This is a genomic window from Streptomyces sp. FXJ1.172, assembly GCF_001636945.3.
In the GTDB taxonomy this organism is placed as follows: Bacteria; Actinomycetota; Actinomycetes; order Streptomycetales; family Streptomycetaceae; genus Streptomyces.
Window position 1 is genome coordinate 2,253,764 of the sequence record NZ_CP119133.2, and the last position, 13,053, is coordinate 2,266,816.

The window sequence follows — 13,053 nt, forward strand, 5'->3', positions numbered from 1 at the left end:
ACGGCGGGTCGGAGCCGGTCGCAGGCTGGGTCCTGTCGGGCAACCACGAAAGGGACACACCATGGGCCTGCAAGGACAGCGGATCGTCGTCATCGGGGGTACGTCGGGCATCGGGCTCGCGGTCGCCGAGGGCTCGGCGCGGGAGGGCGCACAGGTGGTCGTCGCCTCACGCCGGCAGGAGAGCGTGGAGGCGGCGGTGAAGGTGCTGGGCGACGGCACCGAGGGGCACCTGCTGGACGCGACCGATGAGGACGCGGTGCGCGGCTTCTTCGAGCGGATCGGCGCGTACGACCACCTGGTGTACACGGCGGGTGAGTCGCTGCTGCTGGAGCCGCTGGCCGAGGCGGATGTCGCACGGGCGCGGCGGTTCCTGGACACCCGGCTGTGGGGTGCGTACACGGCGGTCAAGTACGGCGCCGCCTCGATCCGCCCGGGCGGTTCGGTGGTGCTGACCACGGGAACGGCGGGGCGCCGGCCGATGCCGGGTTCGAGTGCCGCCTCGGCGCTGTGCGGGGCGATGGAGTCGCTGACCCGGGCGCTGGCGGTGGAGCTGGCGCCGGTGCGGGTCAATGCGGTCTCGCCCGGGCTGGTGCGGACCGAGCTGTGGCGCGAGCTGCCTCAGGCGGACCGGGAGGGGCTGTTCCGGTCGTCCGCCGAGTCGCTGCCGGTGGGGCGGGTCGGCGAGCCGGCGGATGTCGCGGAGGCGTACCTCTATCTGATGCGAGGGGGTTACAGCACCGGGTCGGTGGTGGTCGTGGACGGGGGTGGCACGCTGGTCTGAGCGGTCAGGCGGAGGCGAGGCGTACGCCGGCGGCGGTCGTGACCGTGCCGAGCCGGGGGAAGTCGAGCCGCACGGACGCCTCGTGCTCGGCGGCGGTGAGCGCGGCCATGGCGTCCTCCACGAAGACGAGGTCGTAGCCGAGGTCGGCGGCGGCGCGGGCGGTGGACTCGACGCCGAGGTTGGTGGCGATGCCGGCGAACACCAGCGTGGTGACGCCGCGTTCGCGCAGCCGCTCGTGCAGGTCCGTGCCCTGGAAGGCGCCGATGGTCCGCTTGACCACCTCCAGGTCGCCCTCTCGGCGCAGGCCCGCGACCAGGGCGCTGCCGGGCGGCTGTTCGGCGGCCGAGGGGCGTTCGACCCGCACGAGCACGACGGGCGCTGCGGCGGCGCGGAATGCGTGTGCCAACTCTTCGGCGGTGGCGAGGACTTCGGCGCCTTTGCGGGGTTCCAGGGGCAGCGCGACGATGCGTTCCATCAGGTCGACGAGGAGCAGGGCGGTGCGCTGCGGATCGAGCACGGGAGCTGCGGTCATGACGGAACGTTAGCCGCCGTCAGCCATCCGTGCCGGAAATCCGGATCAACAGGCCCATGAACTGATCCCGTTCGGCGGCCGTCAGCGGGGCGAGCAGTTCGTCGTTCGCCTCTCCGGCCGCCTTCTCGCACCGCCCGAGGAGGCGGGCGCCCTCGCCGGTGAGGGAGACGGCGTTCTTGCGGCGGTCCCTGGGGTCGGGGGCGCGTACGACGTGGCCGGCGGACTGCAGGTCGTTGAGGACGCCGACCAGGTCCTTGGGGTCGAGGCCCACGCTGCGGCCGAGGTCGGCCTGGGCAACGGGCTGGAGGTCGCGGACGGCGGAGAGGACCACGTGGTGCCACATCTTCTGACCCTCGGCCGCGAGGGCGCCGGCGACGAGGGTACGGCCCCGTGCGGCGGCGCGGCCGAGGAGCCAGCTGGGCAGGGAACGGATCGCGGACAGGGGTGCTTCGGCCATGCCGTCAGCCTATCCGAATTCATTGGACTTCCCCACGATCCTTGGATATCGTTGGGGCTCCCAACGAATTCGTGGGTCTCCCCAACGATCGATGCGGGCCGGGTCCTCCCGGCCCTGGAGGTGCTGATGCGTCGCGTCCGGTACGAGTCCACCGGCGGCCCGCTGTTCCTGGAGGAGGCCCCCGTCCCCGAGCCCGGCCCCGGCGAGCTGCTGGTGCGGTGCGAGGCGGTCGGCGTCACCCTGCCCGTGGTACGCAAGGTCACCGAGGCCGCCGAACCGATCGCGCTGGGCGGCGAGATCGCCGGTGAGGTGGTGGCGGCCGGCGAGGGCGTGACCCGCTTCCGGCCGGGCGAGCGGGTGACCGGGCTGTGCTTCGGGCACGGGTACGCCGACTTCGCCCTGCTGCACGAGGCCATGGCCTCGCCGGTCCCCGATGACGCCACCGCCCTCGACGCGATCGCACTGGTGCGCAGCGGTCTGGTGGCGTTCGGGGCGCTGGAGGCGGCGCGGCCGGTGCCGGGCGAGGCGGTCCTCGTCACCGCGGCGGCGAGCGGCGTCGGACATCTCGCCGTGCAGCTGGCACGGGCCCGGGGTGCGGGCCGGGTGGTGGGAGCCGTGTCCGGCCCGGCGAAGGCGGACTTCGTGCGCGGGCTGGGCGCGGACGACTGTATTCAATACGCAGACGACAGTTGGGGGGATCCGGTCGACTGTGTACTGGATGCGGTCGGCGGTGACCTGCTCACCCCGGCCCTCGCCGCCCTCGCCCCGCACGGCCGCCTGGTCGCCTACAGTTCGGGCGGCGGCACGATCCGGGCCTACGACCTGCTGGTGGGCGCCAAGTCGGTGATCGGCTTCCAGATGGCGCTGATCGCCCGCGGCCGGCCGGAGCTGTACGAGCAGTGGCGCAAGGAACTGTGGCGGTTGTTCGCCGAGGGCGCCGTACGGCCCGCCGTACACGCCGAGTTCGCACTCGAGGACGCGGCGAAGGCGCACGAGGCGATCGAGACGCGGGCCAATCTCGGCAAGGTCGTCCTGCGGCCGTAGGTCCTGCGCGCAGCCCGCGGCCTTTCGCAAAGACCTCGTGCTGCACGCTTCTTGTGAGGCGACCTGCCCCCAACTACCTTCGGTGGGGCGCACGTTGGACATGGGATGTCCGGATGTCCAGATGCCCGGCCGACGAAGGGCAGGTCGCACCATGCCGTCAGGTCTTCGCGCCCGTCCCAGATCCGCACTCGCCCTCGCCCTCACCACGGTGGTGCTGCTCATGCTGCCGCTCGCCGCCCCCCCACCCGGCACACGCTCAAACTCCCCCGCAGACACCCGAGTTCGAGCAGCAGACCCTGTTCAGGGCGTCCCAGGATCCCGGCTACGCCTGCTTCCGGATACCGGCGATCGTCAAGGCCGCCGACGGCACGCTGCTGGCGTTCGCCGAGGGCCGCGTCCTCAACTGCGGGGACGCCGCCGACATCGACATCGTGCTCAAGCGCTCCACCGACGGCGGCCGCACCTGGGGCCCGCTGCAGGTGGTCAGCGAGGGAGGCGGCGACACCCACGGCAACCCGGCGCCGGTCGTCGACCGGGACACCGGCCGCGTCTGGCTCGCCGAGACGTACAACACGGGCCGTACGGACAGCGCCAGTTGCTCGGTGCCGTGCGACCGCACCCCGCACCTGCAGTACAGCGACGACAACGGCCTGACCTGGTCCGCACCGCGCGATCTGAGCCCCGAGATCCTGCCCTCGGCCTGGAACTCCTGGTACGCGACCGGACCGGTGCACGGTATCCAGCTCACCCACGGCCGGTATGCCGGGCGGCTGGTCCTCGGGGTCAACGCCGAGAGCTGGGACGGTACCCGGATCACCGCCAACCACGCGGCGCTGATCATCAGCGACGACCACGGCGGCCACTGGCGGATCGGCGCCCAGGACACCTGGCCCATCGCCGCGGACGGCACCTTCCGGCAGAAGCCGTCCGAACTGACCCTCGCCGAGCGCGAGGACGGCTCGATCCTGGTCAGCGGCCGGGAGCAGGACGGCACCGACCTCGGCCACCGCACGCAGGCCGTCAGCCGCGACGGCGGCTCCAGCTTCACCGCGCCCTTCCGCGACCTGCCGGACCTGTACGCCCCGATGGTGCAGGGTTCGCTGCTGCGGCTCGGCGACCGCCTGCTGCTCGCCTGCCCCGCCGACCCCGACCGGCGCCGCATGATGATGATCCGCTCCTCCTACGACGGCGGCCGCACCTGGGACAGCGTCGACCGCGGCACGGTCGTCACCACGGACTGGTCCGGCTACTCCGACCTGGTCCGTGTCGGCGGGGACACGGTGGGCCTGATCTACGAGGGCGGCGCGGTGGACGCGCGGGACGAGATCCGCTTCGCCCGCTTCACCGAGAACTGGCTCTCCGCGCGCCGCGGCCCCGACCCGGTCACCGCCGACCTCGCCCCGCACGCCCGCCCGGCCGCGGTGCTCGGCGGCGCACGGCAGACGGACGGCGTCTTCGGCGGGGCGCTGACGTTCGACGGCATCGACGACGCCGTACGCCTGCCGTACAGCAGCCGGCTGCCGCTGGGCACGAAGGACTTCACGGCGTCGCTGTGGTTCCGGTACACGGCCACCAGCGGCGAGCAGCCGCTGCTCTGGATGGGCGGGGCCGGTACCACGCAGCCTCAGGTGTGGCTGCGCGGGGAGCCGGCGGACAACCGGATCCAGGGCCTGATCACCGTGCGGGACGGCGCGGCGGCCCCGCAGACCGCATACGTTCGCACGAATACTGCATACAACGACGGCCGGTGGCATCACGTGGTGCTCCGGCGGGGCGGCGGCCGGCTGATGTTGTCCGTCGACGGTATGCGGTCATCCGTAGCCGATATACCGGGTTCGGTCAGCCGTAACTCCCCCTTCGGTGTGCACATCGGGCAGCGCATGGACAGCCGGGCCTTCTTCACCGGCGCCATCGACGAGGTGCACGTATGGGACCGGGCCCTGACCGACCATGAACTGTCGGACCCGAAAGCGCTGCGGTCAGCGAAGGACACGGTCCTGTGGCTGCCCCTGGACCACGTGAGCGGCTGACGCCCCGGAAGCGGCCGGCGTCTCCTCCTGGTCGCGGGCACGGCGCTTGGCGAGGACCGCGCACACCATCAGCTGCATCTGGTGGAAGAGCATCAGCGGCAGCACGGCGAGGGAGGCGTGGGCGCCGAACAGGACGCCGGCCATGGGCAGCCCGGAGGCGAGGGACTTCTTCGACCCGGCGAACTGGATCGCGATCCGGTCCGCCCGGCCGAAGCCGAGTGCCTTGCCTCCGTACCAGGTCAGCACCAGCATCAGGGCCAGCAGCACGGCCTCGACGGCGAGCAGGCCGCCGAGGCGCGCGGGACTCACCTGGTGCCAGATGCCCTGGTTCATGCCCTCGCTGAAGGCGGTGTAGACGACCAGCAGGATGGAGCCGCGGTCGACCAGGCCGAGGACCTTCTTGTGCCGGGTGATGAAGCTGCCCGCCCGTGGCCCGCCATCCCGCTCGGCGCGCTGCGCGCGGCCCCGGCCGATTTCGCAGCGGCGCAGCAGCTGCCCGGCGAGGAACGGCACCAGCAGCTGGAGCACGATCTTCACCAGCGAGTCGGCGGAGAACCCGCCGCCGCTGCCCCCGAGGAGCGCGGCCGCCAGCAGCGGGGTGAGCAGTATGCCGGCCAGGGAGGAGAAGGAGCCCGCGCAGATCGCGGCGGGCACGTTGCCGCGCGCGATCGAGGTGAACGCGATGGACGACTGGATCGTGGAGGGCACCAGCGTCAGGAAGAGCAGGCCCTGGTAGAGCGGCTGGGTCAGCAGCGTCGGCACCAGGGCGCGGGCGGCCAGGCCGAACACCGGGAACAGGACGAACGTGCAGAGCAGCACGGTGACATGGAGCCGCCAGTGCCGCAGCCCGTCCAACGCCTCCCGGGTGGACAGGCGGGCGCCGTAGAGGAGGAAGAGGAAGGCGATGGCGGCCGTCGACGCGCCCGAGGCCACGTCGGCGGCGGTTCCCCGGGCCGGCAGCAGCGCGGCCAGTCCCACGGTCCCCAGCAGCAGGACGATGTACGGGTCGATCGGCATCCAACTCGGCCAGTGCAGGCGTCTCACGGTGCTCCGATTACTCTGTGTGTGTCTGTGAGGTGTGTGCGGATGTCGCCAGTTGATCGGCAGGTGTCGCTTGCTGTCGTCTCGTTCTCGGGCCCGCGGGAGCCCCTCTCCATCGTCCCCTGCACCAGGCTGATCGGGAATCCCGTACACCACTCTGACTGTCATCATGTTCTGCGATAGGCGTCTAGGCTGGACGCCGTGTACGACCCCACGCAGCTGCGCACGTTCCTGGCCGTGGCCCAGACCTTGAGCTTCACACAGGCCGCCCGACGGCTGGGGCTGCGCCAGTCCACGGTCAGCCAGCATGTGCGCCGGCTGGAGGAGGCGACCGGACGGCAGCTGTTCAGCCGGGACACCCATTCGGTGGAGCTGAGCGAGGACGGCGAGGCGATGCTGGGCTTCGCCCGGCGGATCTTGCAGGTGCACGAGCAGGCGACGGCGTTCTTCACCGGCACCCGGGTGCGCGGCCGGCTGCGCTTCGGCGCCTCGGAGGACTTCGTCCTCACCCGGCTCCCGGAGATCCTGGAGAGCTTCCGCTACGACCACCCCGAGGTCGACCTGGAGCTGACCGTGGAGCTGTCGGGCACCCTGCACGAGCAGCTGGCCGCCGGGAAACTGGACCTGGTGCTGGCCAAGCGCCGCCCCGAGGACCCCCGCGGTGAGCTGGTCTGGCGCGACGACCTGGTGTGGATCGGCGCCGAGCGGCTGCGGCTGGACGCCGACCGGCCCGTCCCGCTGATCGTGTATCCCCCGCCCGGCATCACCCGGGCCCGCGCGCTTCAGGTGCTGGAGAGCGAGGGCCGGCCGTGGCGGATCGTGTGCACCAGCGCCAGCCTCAACGGCCTCATCGCGGCGGCCCGCGCCGGGCTCGGCGTGATGGCCCACTCCCGGCGCCTGATCCCGCCCGGCCTGTTCCGCCTGCCGGACCGTTCCGGCCTGCCCGACCTCGGCAGAATCGACTTCGTCCTGGTGCACGGCCGCCGCCGGGGCACGGCGGACGGTGCCGCGGACGCGCTGGCGGCGGCGATCCTGGCCGGCGGCGAACGCCTGCGCCGGCGAGGCGACTGAACGGCGCGGCGACCGAACGCGGAGGCGACTGAAACGGCGCGGCCACCGAACGGGCCGGTCTGCGGCCGGCCCGCAGCAGCCGGGCGCGTCCTGTCAGCGCGCCACCGGATACGTCAGGTGCTTGACCCGGCGCAGGAACGGTGTCGTCTCCACGTGCTGGACCCCCTCGAGGCGGCCGAGCGGGCCGCTGAGGTAGGCGTACAGGTCGGCGGTGCTGCGGGCGAGGGCCGTTGCGACGAGGTTGGAGGGGCCGGCCGTCGCCGAGACGTGGGCGATCGGGTCGTGCGCGGCAAGGGCCTCGCCGACGGCCGACAGGGCGGCCGGGGCCGCGGTGATCCACAGCAGGGCGGCCACGGGGTGGCCGAGGATCTCCGGCTGGTGTTCGACGTCGAGATAAATCGCACCGGAGGCCCGCAGCGCCGCCAGCCTGCGTTTGACGGAGGACTCCGAGCGGCCGGTCGCGCGCTGGAGTTCGGGGTAGGTGGCCCGGCCGTCGCGTTCCAGTACGGCCAGCAGGGGCTCGTCGCCGGGTTCGAGGCGAGCCGGACCGGGCCGCGGGCCGCAACCGGTGCCGGTGCCGGTGCCGGTGCCGGTGCCGGTGCCGGTGCCGGTGCCGGTGCCGGTGCCGGTGCCGGAGCCGGTGCCGGTGCCGGTGCCGGAGCCGGAACCGGGGCGGAGTGCGGCGATCTCGTCGTCGCCCAGCGCGCCGAACTTGCGGATCCAGCCGTCGACACCGCCGTAGAAGCGGTGCAGGACCTGGTGGGCGCGGATCTCGACCACGCTCGGGGTGCGCGGCAGTTTGCCGAGCAGCAGGTCGTCGTGGTCGCCGGGGCGGCGCGGCCGGGTCAGGAAGATCACCTCGGTGCCGCCCGAGGCGAGGCCGATCCAGGAGGTGTCGGGGCGCTTGGCGAGGGCCTCGCCGATGGCCAGGGCGTTGTCGGGGGCGCAGCGCACCCGCACCATCCACTGGTCCTGGCCCAGCCGGAAGGCGTCCCTGAGGGCGAGGACCCGCACGCCGCCGATCGCGGTGAGCCGGCGGTAGCGGCGGGCGACGGTCTGGTCGGAGACGCCGAGCACCGCGCCGATCCGGCTGAAGGAGGCCCGGCCGTCCACGTCCAGCGCCGACAGCAGGCGCAGGTCGAGTACGTCGATTGCGTCGGATTCCAGCTCCAGCACGCGATCTCCCGTCGGTTTCCGTCACTCATGGGCGACCAAGCGGTCTGATCGGCCCTGCCCCGGTCATCGTACGCAGCGACGGGAAGCCGACGGGAACGCGGACGACACGGGGAGTGGATCATGCGGAGCTGGGGGACGCTCACGGCTGTGTGCCTGGGCACGTTCATGCTGCTGCTGGATGTGACGATCGTGGTGGTGGCGCTGCCGGACATGGCCCGCTCGCTGCACGCGTCACTGGGTGATCTGCAGTGGGTGGTCGACGGATACGCGCTGGCGCTGGCCGCGCTGCTGCTGGGCGTGGGGGCCGGTGCCGACATCGTGGGGCGGCGCCGGGTGCATGTGACGGGTGTGGTGCTGTTCGCCGCGGCCAGTCTGCTGTGCGGGCTGGCGTCGGGACCTGACGCGCTGGTGGCGGCGCGGGCGCTGCAGGGCATCGGCGGCGCGGCGATGTTCGCGACGACGCTGCCGCTGCTGGGCTCCGTCTACCAGGGGCGGGAGCGCTCGGCGGCGCTCGGCGTGTGGGGTGCGGTCAGCGGCGGGGCCGCCGCGGTCGGGCCGGTGCTGGGCGGGCTGATCACCGAGGGCCCGGGCTGGCGGTGGATCTTCTTCGTGAACCTGCCGGTGAGCCTGGTCGCGGTGTGGCTGACGCTGCGGGCGGTACCCGAGTCGCGCGGGCCGCGCGGGATGAGCGTCGACTGGGCGGGTACGGCGGCCTTCGCGCTGTTCGCGGGCGGTGCGACGTACGCGGTGGTGCGCGCCGGTGAGGACGGCTGGACATCGGCCGCGACGCTGACGGCGTTCGCGGTGGCCGCACTGGCTCTGGTGGTGTTCGTACTGGTGGAACGGCGGGTGGCACATCCGCTGCTGGATCTGTCGCTGCTGCGCCGGCCGGCGTTCGTCGGGGTGATGCTGGGCTCGTTCGCGTTCAACGGGGTGGCGTTCGCCGGGATCCCGTACCTGTCGCTGTGGATGCAGACGCTGCTGGGTCTCAGCCCGGTGCGCGGCGGACTGACGCTGCTGCCGATGACGGTGGTGGCCATGGTGACAGCGGTGCTGGTGGGGCGGCTGCTGCATGGGGTGCCGGCCTGGCTGACGGTCGGCGGCGGGCTGCTCCTGATCGCCTCGGGCACCCTGTGCCAGGCCGTGCTGGACGCGGGCTCGCACTGGACCGCGCTGGTGCCGGGGTTCGTGCTGGTCGGCGTGGGCACCGGGTTCGTCGCGCCGACGGTGGCGGGCGCGGCGCTGGCGGCGGTCCCGCAGGAGCGGGCCGGCATGGCGGGCGGCGCGGTGAACACGGTCCGCCAGCTCGGCTACGCCCTCGGCGTGGCCGTCTTCGGGACCGTCCTCACCTCGCGGATGACCGGCACACTGCCGAGCGGCGCGGCCCACGCGCTGGCCGGCGGCGGCGCCGGGGCGCTGCGCGGCAGCATCCCCGAGCACACGCTGCGCACCGCGTTCGCCTCGGGCCTCGACGGTGCGCTGGTGGTGGCGGGGTTCGCCGGGACGGTCGCGGCCGCGCTGGTGCTGCTGCTCGTCCGGGCGGGCCGGCCCACCAAGCACGCGGCGCCGGAGACGGTGGCGGAGCGGGCGGTGGCGGCGCGCCACTGAGACGTGGCGTACGGCAGCGGGGCGGCCCCGGAGACGGCTCCGGGGCCGCCCCCGCGCGTACACGCGTCCGCGCCGGTTCCCGTCCTGGCCGCCGTGGGCCGTAATCGGCCCGTACAGATTCGGTGGAGATTACGGCACCGAAACTTACTGACCCGTCAGTATCGTGTCCGGCCCTTCCCCATGTGCGGGCATTTTCCCGTCACCTCCCGAGAAAAACGTGAGGTTTGCACGGTTAACCACCCCCTCCCGCCCGATGACGCCGTGGGGTAGCTTTCACCGCGCTGTGCCGAGAATCACGGGCGTGACCAAGCAGCGAGGATCGGGGAGCGAGGTTTGCGCGAGTTCACCAACCCGCCATTGGCGTCGGCGCCGCCGGTGGGCGGTCTGGCCGACATCGTCTTCGAGCATGCCCAGAACGACCCGGCGCACATCGCCCTCGGCCGCAAGGACGCCACCGGGCAGTGGCGGGACGTGACCTCCGCCGAGTTCCGCGACGAGGTGCTGGCGCTCGCCAAGGGCCTCCTCGCGCGCGGCATACGCTTCGGCGACCGCGTCGCGATCATGTCCCCCACCCGCTACGAGTGGACCCTGTTCGACTTCGCGCTGTGGACGATCGGCGCCCAGGTGGTGCCCGTCTACCCCACCTCCTCGGCCGAGCAGTGCTTCTGGATGCTCTACGACGCCGAGGTGTCCGCGGCGATCGTGGAGCACGAGGACCACGCGATGACCATCGCGACCGTCATCGACCGTCTCCCGCAGCTGCGCCAGCTGTGGCAGCTGGACGCGGGCTGTGTGCAGGACCTGTACGACGCCGGCGCGCACCTGGACGACGAGGTGGTGCACCGCCACCGGCAGGCCGTCACCCCGGACTCGGTCGCGACGATCATCTACACCTCCGGCACCACCGGCCGGCCCAAGGGCTGTGTGATCTCGCACGCGAACTTCATGTTCGAGGCGGACACGATGATCCAGCGGTGGGAGCCGGTATTCCACACGAAGAAGGACAGCGAGGCCTCCACGCTGCTGTTCCTGCCGCTGGCGCACGTCTTCGGCCGGATGGTGGAGGTGGCCGCGATCCGCGGCCGGGTCCGTTTCGGCCACCAGCCGCAGCTGCACGCCGCCGCCCTGCTGCCCGATCTGGCCGCTTTCCGGCCGACGTTCATCCTGGCGGTGCCGTACATCTTCGAGAAGGTGTTCAACGCCGCCCGCCGCAAGGCGGAGAAGGACGGCAGATCCGGGCCGTTCGAGAAGGCGGTCGACATCGCGGTGAAGTACGCGGAGGCCGTCGAGGCGAAGGCGTGGGGTCTTGGTCCGGGCCCGTCGGCGGGGCTGCGCATGCAGCACCAGTTCTTCGACAAGGTCGTCTACGCCAAGGTCCGCGCGGCGATGGGCGGTCGTATACGCAATGCGATGTCCGGTGGTTCGGGGATGGACCGCCGGCTCGGGCTGTTCTTCGCGGGCGCGGGCGTACAGATCTACGAGGGCTACGGCCTGACCGAGTCGACGGCCGCGGCGACCGCCAACCCGCCCGAGCGCACCCGCTACGGCACCGTCGGCCAGGCCATCCCCGGCGTCACCGTGCACATCGCGGACGACGGGGAGATCTGGCTGCACGGCGGCAACGTCTTCCAGGGGTACCTCAACAACCCCAAGGCCACCGACGAGACGCTGCACGACGGCTGGCTGGCCACCGGCGACCTCGGCTCGCTGGACGAGGACGGCTATCTGACCATCACGGGCCGCAAGAAGGAGATCCTGGTGACCTCCGGCGGCAAGAGCGTCTCCCCCGGGGTGCTGGAGGAGCGGGTCCGCGAGCATCCGCTGGTGAACCAGTGCATCGTCGTCGGCAACGACCGGCCCTACATCGCGGCCCTGGTCACCTTGGACCAGGAGGCCGTGGAGCACTGGCTGCAGATGCGCGGCAAGCCGAGGATGACCCCGGTCCAGCTGGTGCGCGACGCCGACCTGGAGACGGAGGTACGGCGGGCGGTGGTGGCCGCCAACACCCTCGTCTCCCAGGCCGAGTCGATCCGCACCTTCCGCATCCTGGCGCAGCCGTTCACCGAGGAACACGGCCTGCTCACGCCGTCGTTGAAGCTGAAGCGGAAGGCGATCGAGAAGGTGTACGGCAACGAGGTCGAGGCCCTCTACGGGACCTGACGCTCCGTCAATTCCGGAGCCTCAGTTGTTGTCGCGGTTGATGGTGGACAGCCGCAGTTGGCCGGCGCCGGGCACCTTGGTGACGGTGCGGAGCCGGCCGCAGGAGCCGACGTGGTACGCGGCCTGTGTGCCGGTGCTCCCGGTGCCGGCGTCGACGGGGATGCGCCACAGCCGTTGCCCCGGATTCAGCGGTCAGGAATGCGACGCGGCGCGTGATCGTTGACGATGGGAGTAGCACCTGTCCGCAACCGAAGGATCCAAGGCTCGTGAGCAGCAAGGTCCCCCCGATCATCCTCAACAACGGCATCGAGATGCCCCAGCTGGGCTACGGCGTCTGGCAGGTGCCGGACGACGAGGCCGAGCGGGCCGTCAGCACGGCACTGGAGGCCGGGTACCGCAGCATCGACACCGCGGCGATCTACGGCAACGAAGAGGGCACCGGCAAGGCCATCGCCGCCGCCGGGCTGCCCCGCGAGGACATCTTCGTCACCACCAAGCTCTGGAACAGCGACCAGGGGTACGACTCCACGCTGCGCGCCTTCGACGCGTCGCTCGCGAAGCTGGGCCTCGACCACGTCGACCTGTACCTGATCCACTGGCCGCTGCCGGCCCGCGACAACTACCTCGACACCTACCGGGCGTTGGAGAAGCTCTACGCCGACGAGCGGGTCCGCGCCATCGGCGTGTCCAACTTCCTCCCCGAGCACCTGCGGCGGCTCATCGACGCGACCTCCGTCATCCCGGCGGTCAACCAGATCGAGCTGCACCCTCACCTGCAGCAGCACGCCGCCCGCGAGTTCCACGCGGAGCAGGGCATCACGACCGAGGCCTGGTCCCCGCTCGGCCAGGGCAAGGGGCTGCTGGAGGTGCCGGCGATCGTCGCCATCGCGCAGAAGCACGGCCGCACCCCGGCCCAGATCGTGCTGCGCTGGCACATCCAGCTCGGCAACGTCGTGATCCCGAAGTCCGTGACGCCGTCGCGGATCAAGGAGAACATCGAGGTCTTCGGCTTCAGTCTGGACGACGAGGACCTCGCGGCGATCAGCGCGCTCAACGAGGACCGGCGCCTGGGCCCCGACCCGGCCACCTTCGACATGGGCTGAGCCGCGTCCGGAGCGGACCGGGCCACCGGCCGGCCCGCTCCGGTTCAGGC

Annotated in this window: 10 protein-coding genes and 1 pseudogene; 7 read left to right on the plus strand and 4 right to left on the minus strand. The window is 72.1% G+C overall.

Annotated features, from left to right (window positions below; genetic code table 11):
- The first annotated feature begins 61 nt into the window (after nt 1-61).
- The gene (locus tag A6P39_RS10055; protein ID WP_067044607.1) at nt 62-781 is read left to right on the plus strand and encodes an SDR family oxidoreductase; all 720 of its coding nucleotides are present in this window, start codon (nt 62-64) and stop codon (nt 779-781) included.
- Between the two features lie 4 nt (nt 782-785).
- On the opposite strand, the gene A6P39_RS10060 is transcribed toward A6P39_RS10055, so the two are convergent.
- Both A6P39_RS10060 and A6P39_RS10065 read right to left on the minus strand, forming a co-directional pair.
- Nucleotides 786-1,313: an isochorismatase family protein gene (locus A6P39_RS10060; RefSeq protein ID WP_199840773.1), complete on the minus strand. Its 528-nt coding sequence runs from the start codon at nt 1,311-1,313 to the stop codon at nt 786-788.
- Nucleotides 1,314-1,332: 19 nt separating this feature from the next.
- Nucleotides 1,333-1,770 carry a MarR family winged helix-turn-helix transcriptional regulator gene (locus tag A6P39_RS10065; protein ID WP_067044613.1) on the minus strand — a complete coding sequence of 146 codons (438 nt, stop codon included), beginning with the start codon at nt 1,768-1,770 and terminating at the stop codon, nt 1,333-1,335.
- Nucleotides 1,771-1,896: 126 nt separating this feature from the next.
- On the opposite strand from A6P39_RS10065, the gene A6P39_RS10070 reads away from it, so the two are divergent.
- Nucleotides 1,897-2,814, plus strand: coding sequence for a quinone oxidoreductase family protein (locus A6P39_RS10070; RefSeq protein WP_067044616.1), 918 nt, complete (start codon nt 1,897-1,899; stop codon nt 2,812-2,814).
- A gap of 151 nt (nt 2,815-2,965) precedes the next feature.
- A pseudogene (locus tag A6P39_RS10075) lies at nt 2,966-4,844 on the plus strand (exo-alpha-sialidase).
- On the opposite strand, the gene A6P39_RS10080 reads toward A6P39_RS10075, so the two are convergent.
- Nucleotides 4,794-5,888, minus strand: a complete 1,095-nt coding sequence (locus A6P39_RS10080; protein ID WP_079133312.1) for a bile acid:sodium symporter family protein — start codon at nt 5,886-5,888, stop codon at nt 4,794-4,796. The pseudogene A6P39_RS10075 and the gene A6P39_RS10080 sit on opposite strands and share 51 nt — an antisense overlap.
- 198 nt (nt 5,889-6,086) lie before the next feature.
- Between A6P39_RS10080 and A6P39_RS10085 the strand changes: the two genes are divergently transcribed.
- Entirely contained in the window at nt 6,087-6,956 is an 870-nt protein-coding gene (locus tag A6P39_RS10085) for a LysR substrate-binding domain-containing protein (RefSeq protein WP_067044621.1), read from the plus strand.
- Nucleotides 6,957-7,049: 93 nt separating this feature from the next.
- Here A6P39_RS10085 and A6P39_RS10090 read toward each other — a convergent pair whose 3' ends face one another.
- A complete protein-coding gene (locus A6P39_RS10090; RefSeq protein ID WP_107304324.1) occupies nt 7,050-8,129 on the minus strand; it encodes an Lrp/AsnC family transcriptional regulator in 1,080 nt (359 codons plus the stop codon).
- A gap of 123 nt (nt 8,130-8,252) precedes the next feature.
- On the opposite strand from A6P39_RS10090, the gene A6P39_RS10095 reads away from it, so the two are divergent.
- The 3 genes from A6P39_RS10095 (at nt 8,253) to A6P39_RS10105 (ending at nt 13,003) form a co-directional block, all read left to right on the plus strand.
- A complete protein-coding gene (locus tag A6P39_RS10095) occupies nt 8,253-9,740 on the plus strand; it encodes an MFS transporter (protein ID WP_067044627.1) in 1,488 nt (495 codons plus the stop codon).
- A 333-nt stretch (nt 9,741-10,073) separates the two neighbouring features.
- The gene (locus A6P39_RS10100; RefSeq protein ID WP_067044630.1) at nt 10,074-11,900 is read left to right on the plus strand and encodes an AMP-dependent synthetase/ligase; all 1,827 of its coding nucleotides are present in this window, start codon (nt 10,074-10,076) and stop codon (nt 11,898-11,900) included.
- Between the two features lie 266 nt (nt 11,901-12,166).
- Nucleotides 12,167-13,003, plus strand: coding sequence for an aldo/keto reductase (locus A6P39_RS10105; RefSeq protein ID WP_067044633.1), 837 nt, complete (start codon nt 12,167-12,169; stop codon nt 13,001-13,003).
- The last annotated feature ends 50 nt before the right edge of the window (nt 13,004-13,053 follow it).